The 21,974-nt window shown below is 42.5% G+C and carries 17 protein-coding genes and 1 pseudogene; 7 read left to right on the plus strand and 11 right to left on the minus strand.

The annotated features are described in order from the left end of the window. Nucleotides 1–11: 11 nt before the first annotated feature. The 3 genes from QYT14_RS03165 to QYT14_RS03175 form a co-directional block, all read right to left on the minus strand. Entirely contained in the window at nt 12–710 is a 699-nt protein-coding gene (locus QYT14_RS03165; RefSeq protein WP_005940641.1) for a response regulator transcription factor, read from the minus strand. 1 nt (nt 711) lies between these two features. Beyond that, nucleotides 712–2,277, minus strand: a complete 1,566-nt coding sequence (locus tag QYT14_RS03170; protein WP_288324219.1) for a HAMP domain-containing sensor histidine kinase — start codon at nt 2,275–2,277, stop codon at nt 712–714. 264 nt (nt 2,278–2,541) lie between these two features. Then, nucleotides 2,542–4,701 carry an elongation factor G gene (locus QYT14_RS03175; RefSeq protein WP_237040446.1) on the minus strand — a complete coding sequence of 720 codons (2,160 nt, stop codon included), beginning with the start codon at nt 4,699–4,701 and terminating at the stop codon, nt 2,542–2,544. Nucleotides 4,702–4,980: 279 nt separating this feature from the next. Here QYT14_RS03175 and hemW point away from each other — a divergent pair, with 279 nt between their 5' ends. The 6 genes and pseudogenes from hemW (at nt 4,981) to QYT14_RS03205 (ending at nt 11,837) form a co-directional block, all read left to right on the plus strand. Continuing rightward, entirely contained in the window at nt 4,981–6,117 is a 1,137-nt protein-coding gene (gene hemW / locus QYT14_RS03180) for a radical SAM family heme chaperone HemW (protein ID WP_288324218.1), read from the plus strand. Between the two features lie 47 nt (nt 6,118–6,164). Continuing rightward, nucleotides 6,165–6,717: pseudogene (locus QYT14_RS03185) on the plus strand (RNA polymerase sigma-70 factor). Between the two features lie 70 nt (nt 6,718–6,787). Beyond that, the gene (locus QYT14_RS03190) at nt 6,788–7,192 is read left to right on the plus strand and encodes a hypothetical protein (RefSeq protein ID WP_237040449.1); all 405 of its coding nucleotides are present in this window, start codon (nt 6,788–6,790) and stop codon (nt 7,190–7,192) included. 26 nt (nt 7,193–7,218) lie between these two features. Next, nucleotides 7,219–8,115, plus strand: a complete 897-nt coding sequence (locus QYT14_RS03195) for a FecR domain-containing protein (protein WP_288324217.1) — start codon at nt 7,219–7,221, stop codon at nt 8,113–8,115. Further along, nucleotides 8,112–10,799 carry a carboxypeptidase-like regulatory domain-containing protein gene (locus QYT14_RS03200; protein WP_288324216.1) on the plus strand — a complete coding sequence of 896 codons (2,688 nt, stop codon included), beginning with the start codon at nt 8,112–8,114 and terminating at the stop codon, nt 10,797–10,799. The genes QYT14_RS03195 and QYT14_RS03200 overlap by 4 nt, the downstream gene beginning before the upstream one ends. A 6-nt stretch (nt 10,800–10,805) precedes the next feature. Beyond that, nucleotides 10,806–11,837 carry a DUF4249 domain-containing protein gene (locus QYT14_RS03205; protein WP_288324215.1) on the plus strand — a complete coding sequence of 344 codons (1,032 nt, stop codon included), beginning with the start codon at nt 10,806–10,808 and terminating at the stop codon, nt 11,835–11,837. 86 nt (nt 11,838–11,923) lie between these two features. Here QYT14_RS03205 and glmM read toward each other — a convergent pair whose 3' ends face one another. The 7 genes from glmM to QYT14_RS03240 form a co-directional block, all read right to left on the minus strand. Beyond that, the gene (glmM, locus tag QYT14_RS03210; protein WP_288324214.1) at nt 11,924–13,312 is read right to left on the minus strand and encodes a phosphoglucosamine mutase; all 1,389 of its coding nucleotides are present in this window, start codon (nt 13,310–13,312) and stop codon (nt 11,924–11,926) included. Continuing rightward, nucleotides 13,309–13,941 (minus strand): DUF4827 domain-containing protein, encoded by a 633-nt coding sequence (locus QYT14_RS03215; RefSeq protein ID WP_237040454.1) that lies wholly within the window; start codon nt 13,939–13,941, stop codon nt 13,309–13,311. Before QYT14_RS03215 ends, glmM begins: the two co-directional genes overlap by 4 nt. 83 nt (nt 13,942–14,024) lie before the next feature. Next, nucleotides 14,025–15,065: a bifunctional oligoribonuclease/PAP phosphatase NrnA gene (locus QYT14_RS03220; protein ID WP_237040455.1), complete on the minus strand. Its 1,041-nt coding sequence runs from the start codon at nt 15,063–15,065 to the stop codon at nt 14,025–14,027. 49 nt (nt 15,066–15,114) lie between these two features. After that, entirely contained in the window at nt 15,115–17,049 is a 1,935-nt protein-coding gene (locus QYT14_RS03225; protein WP_288324213.1) for a ComEC/Rec2 family competence protein, read from the minus strand. A 136-nt stretch (nt 17,050–17,185) separates the two neighbouring features. Beyond that, on the minus strand, nt 17,186–17,839 hold the full coding sequence (rpe, locus tag QYT14_RS03230; RefSeq protein WP_237040457.1) for a ribulose-phosphate 3-epimerase: 654 nt from the start codon (nt 17,837–17,839) through the stop codon (nt 17,186–17,188). 307 nt (nt 17,840–18,146) lie between these two features. After that, complete coding sequence (locus QYT14_RS03235; protein ID WP_288324212.1) at nt 18,147–19,415, minus strand: outer membrane beta-barrel protein; 1,269 nt, start codon at nt 19,413–19,415, stop codon at nt 18,147–18,149. A gap of 2 nt (nt 19,416–19,417) precedes the next feature. Next, nucleotides 19,418–19,960: a sigma-70 family RNA polymerase sigma factor gene (locus tag QYT14_RS03240; protein WP_237040459.1), complete on the minus strand. Its 543-nt coding sequence runs from the start codon at nt 19,958–19,960 to the stop codon at nt 19,418–19,420. A gap of 158 nt (nt 19,961–20,118) precedes the next feature. On the opposite strand from QYT14_RS03240, the gene QYT14_RS03245 reads away from it, so the two are divergent. Next, nucleotides 20,119–20,865 (plus strand): NigD-like C-terminal domain-containing protein, encoded by a 747-nt coding sequence (locus QYT14_RS03245; protein WP_288324211.1) that lies wholly within the window; start codon nt 20,119–20,121, stop codon nt 20,863–20,865. Between the two features lie 128 nt (nt 20,866–20,993). Here the strand turns inward: QYT14_RS03245 and fmt are convergent, their stop codons facing one another. Beyond that, the gene (fmt, locus tag QYT14_RS03250) at nt 20,994–21,968 is read right to left on the minus strand and encodes a methionyl-tRNA formyltransferase (protein ID WP_237040461.1); all 975 of its coding nucleotides are present in this window, start codon (nt 21,966–21,968) and stop codon (nt 20,994–20,996) included. Between the last annotated feature and the right edge of the window lie 6 nt (nt 21,969–21,974).

Here is a 21,974-nt window from a genome sequence, read left to right on the forward strand (position 1 = left end):
CTTGACTTCATTTATTCAACTTCCGGTGTAATCAGTTTATAACCCTTACCGTGAATGTTGATGATTTCGATAGAGTCGTCTTCTTTTAAATGTTTACGCAATTTAGTGATATACACGTCCATGCTTCGGGCATTGAAGTAATTATCATCAATCCAAATAGTTTTCAATGCAAAGTCACGCTGCAGAATTTCATTGGCATGCGCACACAGCAATCCCAACAATTCTGACTCCTTAGTAGTAAGTTTGGTGTTCTTGCCATCAATAGACAGAATTTGTTTCTGAGTATCGAAAGTAAAGCGACCAATCTTATAAATATTACTTTCCTTATTTCTCTTACCACGCACACGACGCAAGATGGCTTCGATACGGAAAGTCAATTCTTCCATACTGAACGGCTTGGTGATATAATCATCAGCACCGATTTTAAACCCTTCCAAGATATCTTCTTTCAGCGTCTTTGCTGTCAAGAAGATAATAGGAATTTCAGCATTTGCAGCACGAATTTCCTGTGCCAGCGTGAAACCGTCCTTTTTAGGCATCATCACATCCAGTACACACAAATCATATTTGTTCTTCAAGAAAGCCTTGTAACCGGCATCACCATCCGGACAAAGTTCAGCCGAGTAGCCTTTTGCCTGCAAATATTCTCTCAAAAGCATGCCAAGATTCTCATCATCTTCGCATAACAAGATACGCAATTTCTCGTCCATATTATTCATTTTTTAATAAAGGTAATACAATAATAAATTTAGTTCCTACATTCAGTTCACTGTCAGCACGTATAACGCCTTTATGATCCTGAATTATTTTCTTCACGTAAGCCAAGCCCAAACCGAATCCTTTCACATCGTGCAGGTTACCGGTGTGTACCCGATAGAACTTATCAAATATCTTTTTCAGGTTTTCCTTCTTGATACCGATACCATTGTCCTGTATCGAGATATAAAGTTTACCTGACTCGTTCCATGTCCGTATGTTCAGCAGCAGTTCTCCTTCCGGTTTCTTATACTTCACTGCATTGTCCAGCAAGTTAAAGATAACATTCGTAAAGTGCATTTCGTCCACAAATATATCAGGATTCTCTGCATCTAAACTGGAAGTGATTTTCCCATTATACTTTTCCACTTTCAATGTAAAAGTATTAACGACTCCCGCTATCAGTTCATTTGCATTCACTTCCTTCATCTTGAGCGTTGCCTTCTGCCTTTCGAACATTGACATCTGCAATACTTTCTCTACCTGAAAACGCAAACGTTTCGTCTCGTCATTGATAACCCCCGAAATATGCTGGAACATAGCCGGAGACTTACCCACTGCAGGGTCTTTCAACATCTGTGCCGCCAACGAGATGGTAGAGATAGGTGTCTTAAACTCATGCGTCATATTGTTGATGAAGTCATTCTTTATCTCTGTCAGCTTCTTCTGGCGGAAGATGATATAGATGGTAAAGATGAATGTCACAAGCAATACAAACGTAAAAATGAGCGACGGTATCATAAATTTAACAGAACTGAATATGTAACTGTTCAAATCAGGGAAGTGAACATTTACCATTCCCATTCGTGCAGGCGGATCATTCTGGAATATTACCTTGCGGTAAGTGTTCTCGCTACCCTCGTTCGTATAGTCGGGACAATGATAAGCCTCCGTTCCCTCACGATCCGTTACTGTAAAATGATACGGAATATCAATACCGTTATTCAGTAATTCCGTCTTTATAAACAAATCCAACTGCTTAAAGTTAATACGCTCTTTAAGCGGTTTATCACTGGCTGTACGCAAAATAGTATAAACCACTTCGTCTAACAATGCCCGCTGGTATACATATCGCTCCTTGATGATCTCCTGCAACGCTCTGGCTGTTTGCGGGATATTTTTACCGGTAGAGATAATTGCCTTCGGAACATTGGCCGGGCGGTTTGTACTAATCTTCATCTTGAGTTCGAAAGTAGAATAACCGTCCAACCCATCCGAAGAGACAGCATAATGCTGTGTGTGTGCAACCACTTCGCCTTCATCCTTTCCTTCTTGTGCAGCCTGCTGCCGGGATAATTGAGCAGCTCTTTCGGTAGCAATAACATCGTCTTCCAAATATTTCTTTGTTTCTACCAGCTCAATATTCCTGCACGCCTGGTCCAAACTGCGCCGAACCGATTCATCAAATTGCTCTCTGCGCATCTTCACCATTTCTTCAATATAGCTTACCTGCAAGTAAAGCAAACTCAGAAATGAGAGACCCATTACAATTCCTAATATCCAAATAGTAGACTTTTTCATGCCAGCAAAATTAAAAGCGTTAAACCTTATTACATAATGGATTAACCAAATTTAAACGGCAATTCTCTATAATTAACCGAAAAAGTCATTTAAACTAATAATCTGACTACTATAACAAAATTAACGCCACTTGGTTTGCAAAAATAATAAAAAATTAAGTTCAAAACCAAATAATAAACCTAAAAGTTTAAGGTTACTTAAATAAAAAGGAACGCCTTTTTAACGAAAAGCGTTCCTTTTAGATGCTATTTTTTACAGTTTACATTATTCGTCCTTATTTTCATTCGCCTCAAATTCTTTCATTAATTTATCTTGAACGTCACCCGGAACGAGTTCGTAGCTGGCAAACTTCATAATGAATGAAGCACGGCCACCGGTCAATGAGCTCAAAGAAGTGGAGTAAGAGGACATTTCTTTCAAAGGCACTTTAGCAACTAATTTCTCATAACCGTTTTCGCTGCTCATGCCCATAATCATACCACGACGACCCTGCAAGTCGCTCATCACATCGCCCATCTTGTCACTTGGAACAAATACTTCAACATCATAAATAGGTTCCAGAATCTTCGGACCGGCATTCTTAAACGCTTCACTGAAGGCATTACGTCCGGCAAGCATAAAGGAGATTTCATTGGAATCTACCGGGTGCATCTTGCCATCATAAACAATCACGCGGACGTCACGGGCATAAGAACCGGTCAACGGTCCTTGCTCCATACGGCTCATGATACCTTTCAAAATAGCCGGCATGAAACGTGCATCAATAGCACCTCCCACTACACTGTTAATGAACACTAATTTACCGCCCCATTCCAATGGAACTTCTTCAGTACCCTTTACGTTTATCTTGAATTCCTGTCCGTTAAACTTATAAGTATCGGGAACCGGCATACCTTCATAATAAGGTTCTACGATAAGATGAACTTCACCAAACTGTCCGGCACCACCTGATTGTTTCTTATGGCGGTAATCGGCACGGGCTGCTTTGGTAATTGTTTCACGATAAGGAATCTTCGGCTCTTCAAATTTAATCTGCAACTTCTCGTTGTTTTCCAAACGCCATTTCAATGTACGCAGATGGAACTCACCCTGTCCGTGAACGATGGTCTGTTTTAATTCTTTAGACTGTTCGATTTCCCAAGTGGGATCTTCTTCACGCATACGGTTCAGTACAACCATCATCTTTTCCACATCCGCCTCGTTCAGCGGTTTGATAGCGCGAGAATATTTAGCATTAGGATATTTGATGAAATTGAAACGGTTGTCGCAATCTTTACCGTTCAGCGTATTGCCAGTTTTTACGTCTTTCAACTTCACTGTACAGCCGATATCACCGGCACGCAATTCTTCAACGGGAATACGGTTTGAACCGGCGCATACAAAGAGCTGTGCCATACGTTCCTTTGAGCCACGATCCGCATTTGTCAAATCATCACCTTCATGTACGGTTCCACTCATTACCTTGAAATATTGAACTCCGCCAATATGCGGCTCAACAGCTGTTTTAAAGAAATAAAGTGAAGTAGGACCTTCAGCATTCGGTTCTACCACCTCACCTCTGGTATTGTGTACTTTCGGCATTTCATCTACAAACGGAACTACATTTCCCAAGAATTCCATCAAGCGGCGAACACCCATATCTTTACCTGCACATACACAGAACACGGGGAACATGCCACGTGCAGCCAATCCCTTACGGATACCTTCACGCATTTCGTCTTCGGTCAATGACTCCGATTCAAAGAATTTCTCCATCAAAGTTTCATCGTGTTCGGCAGCAGCCTCAACCAATGCTTTGTGCAGTTCCATCGCCTTTTCTTTTTCCGAATCCGGAATTTCTTCAATGGTAGGTGCACCACCTTCAGGACCCCATGAATATTTCTTCATCAACAGCACGTCAATTAACTCATGGAAATTAGGCCCGGTCTCAATCGGATATTGTACGGGAACTACTTTAGATCCATAGATGGCTTGCAATTGTTCCAATACATTGTCATAGTCACACTTTTCATTATCGAGCTGGTTTACCAGGAAGATGACAGGTTTACCTAATTTTTCGGTGTAGCGGAAATGGTTTTGTGTACCTACTTCGGGACCGTATTGTCCGTTCAACAAAAGGATAGCAGTGTCTGTTACATTCAACGCAGTAAGGGCGGCACCTACAAAGTCATCACTGCCCGGGCAGTCAATTATATTAAGTTTTTTTCCGTTCCATTCTACATGATAAACGGTAGAGAACACTGAATAACCATATTCTTGCTCTACCGGAAAATAATCACTAACCGTATTTTTGGCAGTAATTCTGCCACGACGTTTTATAATACCACTCTCAAAGAGCAATGACTCTGTGAGGGTGGTTTTACCTGATCCATCATTGCCTAGGAGTGCAATGTTTTTAATTTCGTTAGTCTGATATACTTTCATGATATCTAAGATTTAATTATTAACAAACGGATATGTGTCTCATATCTCCTTAAAAGTGGAGCGCAAATTAGGAAATAAAGACAAAAAAAGCAACCTCAAGGCAGGTGTTACTAAACTATGTTTTACGGCAGGATTATCAAACTCCCAAACGTTATGCCCTCTTATTCTTAACCTTAATACTATCTACTCTTCCGATAATCCCTCAAATAAATATAAATATCTGTTCGATACCGCGAAAAGCAATGATAGTTTTCGTAGTTTTGCGCATTATTTTAATATATGGCCGGACTCTATTTACATATTCCCTTTTGCAAACGACGTTGCATCTACTGCGATTTCTTTTCCACTACCCAAAGTGAAAAGAAAACAGCTTATGTATCTTCTTTATGCCGTGAGCTGGAGATGCGCAAAGATTATGTTTCGGGAGAATCAATAGAAACCATCTATTTCGGTGGAGGAACTCCTTCCCAGCTGTCACAAGAGGATTTCATCAGAATATTCTCTCTTATATATAAGGTGTATAATGTGGAGCCCGATGCCGAAATCACACTTGAAGCAAATCCGGATGACCTGACGCCGGAATATATCACTATGCTCCGCAGCCTGCCTTTCAACCGTCTGAGCATGGGAATCCAAACGTTCAATGAGGACACATTGAAACTATTACAGCGCCGCCACACTGCCGCACAAGCCATCCACGCTTTTAACGACTGCCGCCGAGCAGGATTTCATAACATCAGTATCGATTTGATGTACGGACTTCCCGGTGAAACACTCGATTCGTGGCAGAAAGACTTGGTTCAGGCGATAAACCTGCATCCCGAACACATCTCCGCCTATCATCTGATATACGAAGAAAATACTGTTTTATGGAAACTTCGCGAACAACATAAAGTAGCCGAAGCCGATGAGGACTTGAGCGTTGCCTTGTTCAGCACTCTTATCGACAGCCTGAGTGCTGCCGGATATGAGCATTATGAAATATCCAACTTCTGTCTGCCCGGACTGCATTCCCGACACAATTCCAGTTATTGGACCGGAAAGAAATACTTGGGTTGCGGACCGTCGGCACATTCCTACAACGGCATTTCACGTCAATGGAATATTGCTTCACTGGACGAATACACTAAAGGCATAGAAGACGGAACTCCGGCGTTCGAGATTGAGGAGCTCGATTTATACACCCGCTATAACGACTTTGTAATTACCAGTATCCGTACCGAATGGGGAATGCCGCTCTCCAAACTCCGCAGAGAATACGGTGAGAAATTATATGCCTATTGTCTGCGTATGGCACAGCCCCACTTGAAACAGGGAACACTGGAGATAGTCAACGATACACTAAAACTGACACGAGCGGGTATTTTCATTTCAGACGGCATAATGAGTGATATGCTCCGTGTAGAAGATTTTTAGTAAATTTGTCATCGATTTAACAACCAACAGACACACCCTACACAGCAATGGAGGAAACTGAATTACTAAAGAAAATACAAAAGCATGACTCCGAACAAGCTTTCCGGTCTTTATACAATCTGTATTACGACCGCTTTTTCCGTATTGCTTTCTACTATCTGCAACGTGACGAATGGGCACAAGAAGTGGTATTGGATGTTTTCACCGGTCTATGGAACAATCGGAAACGACAAGTGATTCCCGATGACTTCAATAAATACAGCTATGCACTGATACGCAACGCCGCCCTTAATTATCTGGAAAAGGAGCAACGCCGCGAAGCCATGCCATTGGACAATATCCCCGAAAGAATATCCTCCTCCCCCTTCCCCCGAAGAACGGATTATTAATGAAGAATTATTCGCTCTGTACGAAAATTCACTGAATGAACTGCCCGACCGTTGCCGAGAAGTTTTTATCAAAGTACGTGAAGAGAAACAAAGCTATGCTGCTGTTGCCGAGGAACTTAACATTAGTCCTAAGACAGTAGACGCCCAACTGCAGAAAGCCGTTACCCGACTAAAAGAAAAAATAAATAATTATTTTAGGAATAAAGAGTAGGGAGATTTACCGATATGCCTGTCTTTACTTATAGAGAAAACTAATAAACTAAAACTAAAAAGTAAAAGACATGAGAACAAGTACACGTATGGCCCTCCCCTTCTTCTATGCATTATTAGTAGGGGCGTGCAGCAACAATGACAGTTATCCGAAAGAGTACATCGGATTTGAACGCGCTATGACCGACCACACTTTTGACGCCAACAACCAGGAGGAAACAATCACAATCAAGATTGTTGCCGGCGAAAAGCAAGACGAAGACCAAAAACTAAAACTAAATTCATCACAACCACAAGTATTAAAAATTACAGAACCTAATCCGATTATTGCCAAAGGCAAAAAGTCTGTAAAAGTAGATGTTATACTTTATCCGCAGAAGATTGCCAAGGGCCAGCGTATGCTTACTCTCACTTGCAAACCTGAAAGAAAAGATACAAAAGTTTCGGAAATGTCCATTCATCTGCGAAAGAAGTAGTATCTTTACCGGGCAAATGAGATAACATGAATTCACCGAAATCCGATAAAGAGCTGAACGAATGGCTGGAGCATCTGGCTTCATCTACTCATTCACCGCAGGGAAAATTCTCGGCGGAAGAGGGTTATGACATCTTGCAAAAACGCCTTAAACCGGCATCCCACAAACGCAAAGTATTTACCATTCGATACATTGCGGCGGCTGCCGTCCTCGTTCTCCTCTTAGGATTCGGTTGGATGTTCTATTCTTATCAGCATCCTTCTCCCCTGTTGATGGCATCGACCGGAGCCGAAACCCAAGTGCTAGAACTGCCCGACGGTTCAACTGTGACTCTAAACCGACATTCGCAATTGAGTTATCCCGAAACTTTCGGTAAGGAGCGTATCGTGGAACTGAACGGGGAAGCTTACTTTGAGGTCAGCAAGAATCCGGAAAAGCCTTTCCGGGTAAAGACTTCCGGGGTAACAGTCTGCGTATTGGGAACACATTTCAATGTCAATGCCTATGCCGCCGATTCTTTAGTTGAAACAACTCTGCTGGAAGGAAGTGTTGCCGTAAGCGACAATGCCAATGGCAGCCAAGTGATATTAAAACCTAATGAAACGGCCATTTATCATAAACAGGCCGGAACGCTCACCACACAACCAGACGAGGATGCAGGTAATGAAATAAGCTGGAGAGACGGTGTCTTGTCCTTCAATGATATTTCGATGGAAGACATTGTCCGCCAATTATCTCATCACTTCAATGTAAAGATTGAGATTACAGGGGAACAATTGCGTACATACAAGTTGAATGCCCGTTTTAAGCACAACGAAACGCTGAAAGAAATTCTGGACATGCTCGCCGTAATCGGTGACTTTACGTATCAAACTACACAAGCCAACGTAATAGAATTAAAACAGAAAACTAAAACTAAATGATTTTTGTATTTTACCGAAAGCATAGCATCAGGAAACTAATCTTGATGTTATCACTTTGCTTTTCAATTTCCATCGCTAAGGCACAGACACCGGATATGCCTGTCAGTCTTCATCTGAAACAAGCTGACCTGAAAGAGTTCATTGCCCGAATAGAGGAAGCAACAGGATATTCTTTTATCTATGGTGAAGAGGTGGTATTGAAACATCCTATAACTATCAGCCAAAAGAAAGTACCTTTACAAACCGTACTGACCAAGGCATTTATGGGGCAGGATATCAAATTTGAGTTTGTGGCACATCATATCCTATTAAAGAAGGAGAAACCGCAAACTGTCAAACGACATGTTACATTAAATGGTTACATGCTGGACGCCACTTCTAAAGAAACACTGATTGGCGCCAACATCTATAGCAAACAAAACGGACTGGGAACCATTACCAACCCGTTTGGTTATTTCAGTATAACATTACCCGAAGGAAACACAAAACTAAACTTTTCATATATCGGCTACACGACGCAGGAAATGAATCTGAACTTATGCAATGACACACTGATTACCATCCAAATGTACAATGATAACCAGTTGGATGAGGTCATTGTCTTATCCGAGAAGCCGGAAACAGGTATCCGAAGCAGTCGCATGGGAGCCAGCAACATTCCAATTGCACATATCAAGAACACACCCGCCTTACTTAGTGAGGCGGATGTGCTTAAAACCATCCAACTACTGCCCGGAGTACAAGGTGGTGTCACCGGTACCAGCGGCTTGTATGTGCGTGGAGGAGGGCCCGACCAAAATCTGTATTTATTAGATGGAGCGCCCCTATACAATGTAGACCATACTCTAGGCTTCCTGTCGGTCTTTACACCCGAAGCCGTCAAGAAGGTAGATTTATACAAAGGCAGCTTTCCGGCCCGTTTCGGCGGCCGCCTCTCATCAGTAGTGGATGTACGCACCAACGATGGAGACATGCAGCACTATCATGGAAGCTTCAGTATCGGATTGCTTACGTCGCGTCTGCATTTTGAGGGACCGATATGGAAAAACCGCACCTCTTTTCTGATTTCAGCACGTCGCAGCTATCTGGATTGGTTGATTAAGCCCTTCTTGGACAAAGACAGTAAAGGAGGATATTTCCTTTACGACATCAATGCCAAACTCAATCACCGCTTCAACGACCGCAACCGACTTTTTCTGTCCTTCTACAACGGTCAGGACAATATAAACTTCAAGAACAAATACACCGTCAACGGAAATGAGCAACTATGGAATGAAAAGGAAAAACAGGTCATTAACTGGGGCAGCACTCTAGCTACATTGCGCCTGAACCACGTTTGCAATGAACAATTGTTCAACAATACCACGCTGTCTTACAACCATTTCCGATTTCATATCAAAAACGATGCATCATACAAAGATGAAACCTTTAAGAGCCGTTACCAATCAGGTATTGATGACATAGGAATGATTTCGGATTTTGATTTCCATCCCTCCCCTTCCCATTTTATCAAGTTTGGAGGCAAATATCTGTATCACCTGTTCCGACCGGAAGTGCAGCATGTGCTGACACGTCACCAAGATAACCAAGAGCTTGCCAACATTGGAGAAGGGCCTATCCGTTCTCATGAAATATCGTTCTACGCCGAAGACGACTTTAAACTGAACGACCGATGGAAAGCGAACATAGGTGCTCACCTCTCTTTATTTCATGTACAGCACCACACCTATTCCTCTCTGGAGCCCCGACTCTCATTAAGTTATAACGCACGTCCCGATTTGACATTCAAAGCGGCATATACCCACATGACACAATACGTTCACCTCCTGACCTCATCAGCCATTGCAATGCCCACAGATTTGTGGGTACCTGTCACCAAAGACCTTCATCCGATGCTGGCACGTCAGTTTTCGGTAGGTGCCTACTACACCGGAATCCGTGGATGGGAATTTTCTGTAGAAGGCTATTACAAAGCCATGAAAAATATACTGGAATACAAAGACGGCAATGCATTGGGAGGCAACTCTACCAATTGGGAAGATAAAGTGGAAATGGGAAGAGGACGCAACTTCGGAATAGAATTCATGGTAGAAAAGAAAAGCGGCCGTACCAACGGATGGATTAACTACACCCTGGCCAAAGCTGACCGGAAATTCAGTGAGCATGGTATCAATGGCGGACGCCGTTTCCCCTACAAATATGACCGGAGACACTCAGTTAATATCACCCTCAACCATCAATTTACCAAAGGCATATCCATGAGTGCCTCATGGACGTTTGCATCAGGCAATACAGCTACCCTCCCAATGGAAAAAGGTACTGTGATATTGCCGGACGGACATATCTGGTGGGAGAATTATTACTATTATATGGGATACTCAGGCACTCAGAATCCTATAAACAATAATCAGAATATATCACCTACCGAATATTGCAGCTCACGAAACAACTATCGTTTGCCTGCCAGCCACCAACTGAATATAGGAGTCAACTTCCGAAAGAAGACCAAGCATGGCGAGCGCATTTGGAATGTAAGTCTGTTTAATGCATATAATGCCATGAACCCTAACCACATGTATATCGAATATAAAGAACCCAGTCCCGGAGAACAGGCAGTCCCCATACTCAAGAAACTGACACTGCTTCCCTGCCTTCCTTCTTTTTCGTATACCTATAAATTCTAAAGAATAATGAAACAGTTATCTTTACTTCTCGTATTGACAGCATTACTGACAGCCTGCACCACCGAGATAGGACCTGTCACTACCAATGAGCCGAAAAAACTCATTATCAATGCAATTCTCAGCACTGACAAAGTGGAGAATGCCATTTATCTGAATTTAACCGACCGTGTAAATCCTGAAATAGTAAAAAACGGAATCATCAGATTATACATCAACGGAGAACTGTCCGAAACGATAGATGAATGTAAGTATAATCCTTTATATAATGACAGAGACAGCTATTCCGACTATTACTATCCGGTGCACAGCCGTTTTCAAAGTGGCGACAACGTACGTTTGGAGGTCGAAACCAAAGACGGTCATTTCAGAGCGGAAGCAGAAACCAATGTTTATGAAAATTTGAAAATAGCCGGCTTGGATACCACTCATATAACGACATCCGGCGTATATTCATGGATTGGTACAGCTATACGCCTCAAAGTAAAACTGGAGGCTCCCATGTCCGAAAAGAAACAACCCCATTACTACCGCGTCCATTTAAAAGAAGATTGCACGTACCGGCTCACCAATAAGGAAACCCTGAAGGACTCCATTGCACAATCCAACTACTGGAATTCTCCGGCTTATTACTATGATATCGCTTTGATGGATGGCAAACCGGGAGATCAGAACAACAATGACTTTGACATTACTATCCTGCCTACTACCAGGAATGACTACAGAGTATTTAGTGACATATACTTCAACAACAGGAAATATACAATGGATTTAAGTATCTTCCCCGGTGCTTGGTTTAACGGCCTAGTCTATCATATCCGTCATGCCACCGTCCGTGAGACACTCCATTTTTATGCCATTTCCCAAGAAGAATATCTATATCTGCGTGCATTATCCGCCCACAACGAACATGACAGCAGTGATCCTTTCGAAAATCCTGTTATCTTCCCCAGCAACGTAAAAGGAGGCATCGGCATTTTTGCCATCGAAAACCCGACCGAATACCCTTTTGACGCTTTCGATAAAGATATCGCGGAGTAACTCTCATAAAAGACATTTGCCATATCGGACGGTGATTTTGTTCACCTTCCTGATATGGCAAATGCATATAGGGACTATATTAGCTCTTATTTAGCCAAGCTATAAACAACGTCCATAATCTTTTGTCCGATTTCATCAGCAGCCTCCATAGTAGATGCCTCCGAATAAACACGGATAATCGGTTCGGTGTTACTCTTGCGCAAGTGCACCCATTTATCGGGGAAGTCAATCTTCACACCGTCAATGTCATTGATTTCTTCGTCTTTATACAGTTCTTTCACCTTCGCCAAAATTGCATCCACATCTGTCTCAGGAGTCAGGTCGATACGATTCTTCGCAATAAAGTAAGGAGGATAAGAAGCACGCAGTTCGCTCACCTTCTTTCCTTCGTGTGCCAGATGGCTCAAGAACAATGCAATACCTACCAATGCATCACGTCCGCAATGGCTTTCCGGATAGATAACTCCACCATTACCTTCACCACCGATTACTGCATTTGTGGCTTTCATCTTCGCTACCACATTTACTTCACCTACGGCAGAAGCATTATATTCGCAACCATATTTGCGGGTTACATCACGCAAAGCACGAGTAGAACTCAAATTGGAAACTGTATTTCCCGGAGTATGTTTCAATACATAATCGGCAACGGTTACCAATGTATATTCCTCACCATACATTTTTCCGTCTTCACAAATCATAGCCAGACGGTCAACGTCAGGGTCAACAACAAAAGCCACATCACAACCGCCTTTTGCCATCAGCCCCATGATATCTCCCAAGTTCTTTTCAAGAGGCTCGGGATTATGCTGGAAGTTCCCCGTCGGTTCACAATATAGTTTCTCTACATGTTTCACACCAAGACGTTCCAATAATTCGGGAAGAATAATTCCTCCTACAGAGTTTACGCAGTCAATAGCTACATGGAAATCAGCCTTGCGGATAGCCTCCACGTCAACCAACTTCAATGCCAACACACTGTCAATATGCTTTTGATTGTAAGTATTGTCTTCACGATAGCTTCCTAAATGGTCTACATCGGCAAAATCAAATTCTTCAGCCTCAGCAATACGAAGGACTTCATTTCCTTCTTCCTTATTCAGGAACTCACCTTTTTCATTCAATAGTTTCAGGGCATTCCATTGTTTGGGATTATGGCTCGCAGTCAGAATAATACCTCCACACGCACCTTCCATAGTGACAGCCAATTCGGTTGTCGGAGTAGAAGCCAAACCGATGTTTACCACATCGAAGCCCATTCCCATCAAGGTTCCGCATACCACGTTCTTTACCATCTCACCGGAGATGCGGGCATCGCGTCCTACTACAATTTTATTACTCTTTACAGTCGTTGTTTTACGTATCAGCGTTGCATAAGCTGATGTGAATTTTACAATATCCAGCGGGTTCAAACCTTCCCCCGCATGGCCACCGATAGTGCCACGGATACCTGAGATTGATTTAATTAGTGTCATCGTCCTAATTGATAAGTTATTTCATAGTAACAAGGATAAACGTAAGCAGAAGCGTTCTTTTGTCCCTCGCTATGGGGAACAATCAATCTTACTTTTGCGCGGCCGGATATTTCGCGACCGGCCCTGATATAATTAAACGGAACCAGCCAACCACTGGGAACAAACGTGCTGCTATATACAGAGGCCATTTGTCCTGTAGTGAAAGAGGCCGAAAAATTCTTTCCCGACTTAGTCAACATAAATTCATCGGGGTGTGGTGCAAGATTACCAATGGTATTCAAAGATAAAGTGTCGCCTGTTCCATCTGCCGTTATCTGCTCTTCTACATAACGGGCCAGCACTTCATAACGTCCGTCTTTCAGAACATCCCCATTTCCTTTTTCCACAATTTGCATATACACACCATTGTCTGAGAAAAGAACAAACTCATTGTCCTTAACATTCGTAGTTGAGTCTTGTTCCTGAAACTGCTCAAAGCTGATTACCTTGATATCTTCCTTCTCAATAAACCGCTTAATAGCTTCTCTTTCCTCTTCCTTCATCTCAGCATAGGTCTTTCCGTTGTTACAAGACTGGAAAACCAATCCTAAAAGAAACACTGATGTGAACAGTATACTTAATTTCTTCATTCTTATTCTGTTATAATTTCGGGCAAAAGTAATAAATCACCCGCAAACTTTTATATTGTTTTTAGGCAATTATACTAAAATAACTATTTTTTTGCCAACAATAGCTCTTCATACTTCAATAAAGCCTGTTTAAACAAGTCTATGGCTTCTTCCATCGTGCCATAAAACTCACCTCCCGAAGCATTCAAATGCCCGCCTCCGTTGAAAAAATCAGCGGCTACCTTATTACAGGGGAAGGTACCGACCGAACGCAAGGAAACTTTAATCATATTTTTCTCCGTATCTTCGCGCAAGAAAGCAGAGAAACGCACATTCTTAATAGAAAGGGGAATATTCACAAAACCTTCTGTATCTCCCTTCACATATTGAAATTTGCCTTGTTCCTCTTTCGTCAGCCAAATCAATGCCGAATTAAATTCGGGAAAGACCTGCATCTTATCATAAAGCACATACCCCATCAGGCGCAAGCGTCCTTCGGAATACGTATTATATACTTTGCGGTAAATCTCATCCTTGTCTATACCTTTCGAAAGAAGTTCACCGATGATGAAATAAATTTCCCGGCTATTCGAATTATAAGTGAAACCGCCCGTATCTGTCATCATTCCTGTATAAATACATTCAGCCCCTTCTTTGGTGATATCTTCAAAATACCCCAAACGACAAATCAAACGGAATACTAGTTCGGAAGTAGAGGAAATGTCGGGATGAGAAATGACAATCCGACAAAAATCGCCGGGATAAAGGTGATGATCTACCATCATCTTGCGCCCTTTTGAAGCAGCGACAGCATCCGCCATTGCATCAATACGCGACAGGACATTGAAGTCTAAGCAGCAGATAACATCTGCCTCAGCTATCAACTTATCGGCAAACTCTTTATATTTATCGTAACGGATGACATCTTTTGCCCCGGGCATCCAACGCAGGAAATCGGGGAAAGCATTGGGCACAATCACATTCACAGTCTTCTCTTGCGACTCAAGGAAATGGCATAGCCCCAGTGAAGAACCCATCGCATCTCCATCGGGAGATATATGAGTGACAATTACTATTTTTTCAGCTCTCTCAAACCATTTCTCTACATGGTCAATATTAGCTTGTGAAATTACTTTTGATAACATATATACTTCTTTTCTTTTGAAATGGCAAAAATACAAATTTATTCTTTATTCACAGAAGAATCCGGAAAGAACCTTTCTCTGAAATATCAATATAATCCAACCCCAAGGTCTTGCACTCCTCTTTATAGGCTTTTGATTTATAATCGCTGAGTGAGGCATCCAAGACTATCTTCTTTATTCGGAACAGTTTTTGCAATGGAGCAATCTTTCCTTTATATCCTTTACACAGATACATATAATCAATATTCAACAGATTTGTGGCGGACTTGTTGTGCCAATACCCATCAGTCACCATACAAATATTCATGCCTTTCCAATGGACAATCCCTTCATGACTCCATACCCTCTTGTCTTCATAGTCGGACAACAGCAGATAGGGTGTCGGCATTTTCTCGCGTCTCCAATAGGTTTCGCCGATGTTTTCCATATAAACATAGGTGCTGTCCTTCCGGTTTGAATATAAATAAGAGGAATTGTCCGCCTCTATAAAATGGACGGCAGCACAATTATACAGATTATAGAACACTATGGAAGGAGTGGTTGTATGAGGCAAATGAATATAGAACAATAGTGCCAGAATCACATTTATTCCTGCAAATACCCTGATTAATGCTCTTCTGCACCTGTTAGCCCAATAGTACAGGCCCAGTATGAAGAGCCCGTAGGACAAGCATACTTCCAACGAAGACAAATACAGCGAATCAATAAAAGCCGAAGGCAATCGGCTGATAGTCCATGTACCCCAATTCAAACATTTAATAACTTCTTCCAGCACAAACAGGATGTAATGATGAAGTCCTGCGGCCGATGCAAAGACAAAAGCCAGCAATGCCAAATAAATAATAATAGGAATCAATGGTGCAACCAGCAGATTAGCCAATAAAAAGTAAAGAGAGAAACCGGAAAAATAGTACATCACCAATGGGGCCGTACCTAATTGTGCCGCCACAGACACTACTGCTATTCCCCAGACATATCTCAAGACACGGTTGCGGATAAACCACAGCCGGTGCAATTCTGTATAACATACCGAAATAGCCAAGACCGCCATAAAAGAGAGTTGAAAACTCACATCAAACAAATAGAAGGGAGAATATAGCAGCATAGAGAATGCAGCTATTGCCAATATATCTAGAGGTTGTCCCCTTCTCCGTCCCAGCGCTCTGAGCTCGACCAACATACACATGATAACGGCACGCACCACCGAGGGCATCAGCCCTGCCACAAAAGCAAAACTCCATAACAACAGCGTGACAACTATCCATCTCAGAATACGCATTGTCTGATTACGGCAAAACGGCCGCAATACACGCCCTAACAGAAACCAAAGTATCCCGACATGAAGTCCTGACAATGCCAACACATGGCTGATACCCGCCACCGAATAAGACTCCCGTAACTCATCACTCAACTCTTCCTTATATCCCACCGTCAATGCAGAAAGCACGGCAAACTCCTCTCCTTTGAATCCCCATTTCCGATAATACCCTACAATTTTATCTCTGCAAGCCAAAGCCTGTTGCTTGACGCTGAGCACACGCGGTCGGTCCATGATATGCCAATATCCGGCATACACATACGCCGTACCGCTAATCTGTTTCCGCAACAAATAAGAGGCATAATCAAACTCATACGGATTACCTGCGTTATGCGGAGGATGGATTTCACTATAGAACAGGATATGCTCCCCACTTTGCAAGGCTTGCGACAAACTGTCCCTATAAACATATAGCAATATCTGCTTATGCTCCGTCTTCACCTTACATACCATCGTTTTCTCCTTAGCCACCGGAGGTTCTAAAACGACGCCTTGATACATTTTCTTTTCCGGCACCCACTCACAATTTACTTGATTCCACTGTATCTGTGTCACCATACTTCCCAAAACCAGCAGAAACAGACCGACCGTTCCTCCAAAAAGCCACCGATAGCGGTAAGCACTTGTCTTCAGCATCCACAGAAGAGCGGCAAAAAGCACAGCCATCACCCCAAAGTGCATGGACAGTAAATTCAAAGACCGAAAGTAAGTGTCGGATAAAAAAATTCCGACTACCAATGGAATGGTCAGCCGGAATATAGAACAAGGCTTCAAAGCCGAAGACAATCGCACCGCCGGATAATCAAAGATTCTTCAACTTATGAATCATTTCTCCCATGTCAGGAGCTTTGAATACCGCATTTCCCGCCACGAGGACATCCGCTCCGGCTTCCACCAGCAGCTTACCGGTTTCCAGATTCACTCCTCCATCTACTTCTATCAAAGCCTGCGAACCGGTACGGGCTATGAGCTCGCGCAGTTCTCTCACTTTATCCAATGTATGTGTAATGAACTTCTGACCTCCGAATCCCGGATTTACACTCATCAGCAAAACCATATCCACATCACAGATTATGTCCGCCAACATAGCAACAGGAGTAGAAGGATTAAGTGTTACAGCCGCTTTCATGCCTGCATCTTTTATCTGCTGCACCACTCTGTGCAAATGTATGCATGCTTCATAATGTACATTCATCATCATGGTGCCCAAGTCTTTCACTTCTTTTATGAACTTCTCAGGGTTGACAATCATCAAATGCACATCCAACGGTTTTTCCGTCAGTTCTGCTACATATTTCAATACGGGAAACCCAAAAGAAATATTAGGTACAAACACGCCGTCCATCACGTCAATATGCAACCAATCAGCTTCACTGCGATTGATTTGCTGTATGTCTGCCTGCAGATTAGCAAAATTGGCAGACAGTAAAGAAGGGGATATTAGAGGTTTAGCCATAATTCACTGTTCTTATTTCTTAGCATATATGTTGCAAAGGTACGACAAAAAAATGTGTTTACTTACGAATATCCGGTAAAATTGCAAATATTACATGAAGCCTGTTTAAATTTTCCTCAATCATAATCTTACAGTTGTCACAATTTGACCGGTACACTTCACACATATATACGTGCAGGCCGATGCGTACGTACGTGTAGGCTGATGCGTATATACGTGTAGGCTGATGCATACGTACGTGTAGACCGATGCGTACGTATGTGTGAAAATGCGTACGCGCACCCTTATTCTGCCGGCTAGCAGGAAATTATTTATTCAGAGTAAACCGCACTCCCAATTGAATATTAAAATTAAAAGGATGCTCTTTACGAATGGTCTGCCAATTACTGCCGTCATCAAAATAATAAACCACACCGGGCTCAGCATAAATGCCCACCTTATCTGTAATCTTAAACTGTGCTCCGGCAGCAGCCGACAACGACCATTGCAATGGTTTCACATGAATATTTTCGTTTGTTGCGTCTTTGTCCTGCTTATTCACAATACCCACCTTGTGCATCGTGCCCGCAACACACTTTTCAACCATTCCCCCGGCCGAAGCATAGACCTCAAAGCGTTTACTGCTCCACAAACGGCGGTCTACCTTTAAAGGAATTCCGACATAATGCAAGCGTTGCTCTTCTTCAAAATAAGAATCTTGAGAACCGGAACGTAAGTCAGTGGAAAGCAGAGTATACGTCACCCCTGTCTCAATGCCCCATTTCTCATCCAACTCAAAACGAAGAGACGCACCGAATGTGACAGGCATATGGTGCTCCACCTTTGTACTATTATCGGCATTCAGATTAGCAAAATAAACAGGCTCGGTCACCTCACCTCTGGCTTCCAAAGAAGCATAAGGTGAATTTTTCTTCGGTCCTTTATTCAATGGTGCCAGACTTCCGTATCCCGAATAATTCATATTGGAAGAAAAAGGAACGTTACCGGTGGAAATGCCGACCGACCACTTCCTGTCTCTTGTCTTCCGGGATGCAGCGTAGGCATAATAATTATTGCGTCCGGCAGATTTTGCAATCGGTTTCTGCTTGGGCTTCTCTCCTACTGCCTGTTTCGTTTCTTTCTCTTCTTTTTCCGTTGTCTCGGTTTGTTTCTCTTCTACCGCTTTTTCAGTCACCGCCTCATTATTATTAAATGCAGATACAGCTTTCTGCATAACAGCCTCCACACGGCCCGCTTTGTTTTGTGCCAATGCCACTGAGGGAACGATATGTGTCACTGAGGGACGGACAGGAATTACCTCCTCCATATCCGCCGAAGGAGGGAGAGACGCAACCTCAACAGATTTTCTTTCTATATATTCTGCCGAAGGAGAATGCCAAAACCATACGGTCACTGACGATATGACCACCAGCACGGCAATTGCTGCTACTGCCTGCCAGCGACGCCACAACGGAATAATCTTCGGAGTACCATTAAGTTCCTTCTCCAACTGATTCCAAAGATTAGCAGGAGCCGGTTCGGAATAGTCCTCCATCCGATGGCGTAAATTTTTTATCCATTTATCTTTCTCTTCCATTCCTATATCCTCTTTCTATAATCATTAATCTTCTTTATAAGTAAACTTTTGGCACGATACAATTGCGATGAAGAGGTATGCTCCGTTATTCCCAACATCTGAGCTATCTCTTTGTGTCCTTTCTCTTCAAATACGTATAGATTAAAAACGGTTCGGTAGCCTTCCGGCAATTCTTTTATAAACTGCATTAATACAGACTGGGGAATCTGTTCCATTGTATCATCGTCCCCATCCACCACGTCAGGCAACTCTTCCACTACAACTTCCTGATTGGCCGAAGACTTTTTGCGTAAATAGCCCAAAGCTTCATTTACCATCACACGTGCAAGCCATGCTTTGAGTGACCCTTCTCCTTTGTAGGTAAACTTGTCGAAAGAACGAAAGATATTCAAGAAACCATCATGCAAAACATCTTGTGCCGTCTCTCTGTCACCAATATAACGAACACAGATAGCCATCAATTGTCCGGCATAACGCTCATACAACTGCTTGCGAGCAAGGTTATCTCCCTTACCGCATCGTTTGACCAACTCTGTTTCATTCATTGTTTGTGACACTATTTTATTCTATAAATGATGAGACTGCAAAAATACTGCATTAATGAAGCATATTTTTTTGCTTAAGCAGATTTAACACTTCTAGAAGCAGTAAACACGCAGTCTGTACATTTATGCCATAGAAACACTCAAAAAGGAATAATGAAATGAAGCATATAAAGAATATAGCAGTCCTACTCTTTCTGTCGATTGTAGTCTGCATGACACAAGCATGCAGTCAAGACGAAGACATAGATGATATGCAAAACTGTATAGATAATTATAATGCAGACATGGCCATCATTGTCAATCCCATTACCTTGTCGGGGAGTACTTTGATTGATACCGACTTGAACGGATATACTTATATAGCCAACCCGCAAATCTTGTCTGACAATAAGATGAACCAAAAAGGGCAACGCATATTTTATACATACTCTACCATACCTCAAAGTATAGGTGCCGACAACATTCCTTATATTACTATTATTCAAGTAAATAAAGTGCTGACCAAAGAACCTGTTCTCTTAGAAGAAAATAATACGAAAGATTATGGTGCAGACCCGATTGACATTAGCGGGCAAAGCATAAGCAAAGCGCATCTCAACTTACGTTACACCATTTTAAACGGAGGTAACCAACTCATAGCACACACCATCAACTTGGTCATTGCCAAAGATGCCCGGCCTGACGCACAGGGATATTTGAGTGCCGAGCTGCGCCATGATGCGGCCGGTGACCTGCAAATCAATGCCAACAGTGGTTATGTTTCATTCACATTAGAGAATATGCCGGGATTTAAAGAAGGTACATTGAAGGGATTTAAGATAAAAACAAGAACTATTAAGAATGGAACAGATATCGTAGAAGTAACGATGAACAACAATAAGAAAAGTCTGAATTTTAATATCTAAACCATAACCTCAACCCAAAAACTAAACGACCGTTATAATATAATGCCTTATTTATTATAACGAAAGGCGCAGCCGGCAAATGCCATCCTGCGCCTTTTTATTTTCCATCCGCGTTTTGCTGATAAATCTTACTCTACACGGTTGTCATTAGCTGTCCTGTAACCTCTTAAGAAATCCGCAACGTGCATACGCTTCTTTCCTGCCAGCTGTAAAGACAATATATTGATGAAACCATCTTTCACCGCTATTTGGAAATCAGTCTTTAAATCTGTACGAATCTCCCCTATCTGCATATCATGCTGACAAAAGATTTTCTCAGCCTCATAAATCTTCATCACCTGCTTGCCGGCCCCGCCCATATACAGTTCTGTCCATGCAGCCGGATAGGGAGATAAACCGCGAATAAAATCATAGATTTCTTTCACGCCTTTACTCCAGTCTACGCGACACGTTTCCTTAAAGATTTTAGGAGCCGGGCGCAATTCCGCTTCCGCCTGCATCAGTTCTTCTTGCGGGATAGCCTTCACCGTACCGGCAAGAATAGCATCTACCGTTTCAAGCACCAACTCCCCTCCCAACATCATCAGTTTGTCATGCACAATTCCCACATTATCCGTATCGGCAATAGGCACACGCACCTGCTGTATGATTTCGCCGGTATCAATTTCATGCTTCAAAAAGAAAGTGGTTATGCCCGTCTCAGTATCTCCATTGATGACTGCCCAATTGATGGGAGCCGCCCCTCTGTACTGCGGCAATAAAGAAGCGTGAAGATTAAACGTTCCCAAACGAGGCATATTCCAAACAACTTCGGGCAACATTCGGAATGCCACCACAATCTGTAAGTCAGCCTGCAATGAGCGCAGTTCTTCGACGAAAGATTCCTCTTTCAACTTTTCCGGTTGAAGCACGCGCAATCCCTGCGAAACTGCATATTGCTTTACAGGACTAGGCTGCAACACGCTTCCGTGACGCCCCATCGGTTTGTCGGGCATCGTTATCACACCCACTACATTGTAACCTCCTTCAACCAAGCGTTTGAGACTCTCTACCGCAAAGTCGGGAGTACCCATATATACAATTTTCAAATCTTTCTTTTCCATACTTAT

The sequence above is a fragment of the uncultured Phocaeicola sp. genome (assembly GCF_948499155.1).
Lineage (GTDB): Bacteria > Bacteroidota > Bacteroidia > Bacteroidales > Bacteroidaceae > Phocaeicola > Phocaeicola faecalis.

Excerpts from the sequence above, each read along its gene's own strand:
- QYT14_RS03190 (WP_237040449.1), top strand. The coding sequence starts at position 6,788 with ATGAGAACAAGTACACGTATGGCCCTCCCCTTCTTCTATGCATTATTA.
- glmM (WP_288324214.1), bottom strand. The coding sequence starts at position 13,312 with ATGACACTAATTAAATCAATCTCAGGTATCCGTGGCACTATCGGTGGC.
- fmt (WP_237040461.1), bottom strand. The coding sequence starts at position 21,968 with ATGGAAAAGAAAGATTTGAAAATTGTATATATGGGTACTCCCGACTTT.
- QYT14_RS03240 (WP_237040459.1), bottom strand. The coding sequence starts at position 19,960 with ATGAATGAAACAGAGTTGGTCAAACGATGCGGTAAGGGAGATAACCTT.
- QYT14_RS03245 (WP_288324211.1), top strand. The coding sequence starts at position 20,119 with ATGAAGCATATAAAGAATATAGCAGTCCTACTCTTTCTGTCGATTGTA.
- QYT14_RS03205 (WP_288324215.1), top strand. The coding sequence starts at position 10,806 with ATGAAACAGTTATCTTTACTTCTCGTATTGACAGCATTACTGACAGCC.
- QYT14_RS03235 (WP_288324212.1), bottom strand. The coding sequence starts at position 19,415 with ATGGAAGAGAAAGATAAATGGATAAAAAATTTACGCCATCGGATGGAG.
- QYT14_RS03215 (WP_237040454.1), bottom strand. The coding sequence starts at position 13,941 with ATGAAGAAATTAAGTATACTGTTCACATCAGTGTTTCTTTTAGGATTG.
- QYT14_RS03220 (WP_237040455.1), bottom strand. The coding sequence starts at position 15,065 with ATGTTATCAAAAGTAATTTCACAAGCTAATATTGACCATGTAGAGAAA.
- rpe (WP_237040457.1), bottom strand. The coding sequence starts at position 17,839 with ATGGCTAAACCTCTAATATCCCCTTCTTTACTGTCTGCCAATTTTGCT.
- QYT14_RS03195 (WP_288324217.1), top strand. The coding sequence starts at position 7,219 with ATGAATTCACCGAAATCCGATAAAGAGCTGAACGAATGGCTGGAGCAT.
- QYT14_RS03170 (WP_288324219.1), bottom strand. The coding sequence starts at position 2,277 with ATGAAAAAGTCTACTATTTGGATATTAGGAATTGTAATGGGTCTCTCA.
- hemW (WP_288324218.1), top strand. The coding sequence starts at position 4,981 with ATGGCCGGACTCTATTTACATATTCCCTTTTGCAAACGACGTTGCATC.
- QYT14_RS03175 (WP_237040446.1), bottom strand. The coding sequence starts at position 4,701 with ATGAAAGTATATCAGACTAACGAAATTAAAAACATTGCACTCCTAGGC.
- QYT14_RS03165 (WP_005940641.1), bottom strand. The coding sequence starts at position 710 with ATGGACGAGAAATTGCGTATCTTGTTATGCGAAGATGATGAGAATCTT.
- QYT14_RS03200 (WP_288324216.1), top strand. The coding sequence starts at position 8,112 with ATGATTTTTGTATTTTACCGAAAGCATAGCATCAGGAAACTAATCTTG.
- QYT14_RS03225 (WP_288324213.1), bottom strand. The coding sequence starts at position 17,049 with ATGGCTGTGCTTTTTGCCGCTCTTCTGTGGATGCTGAAGACAAGTGCT.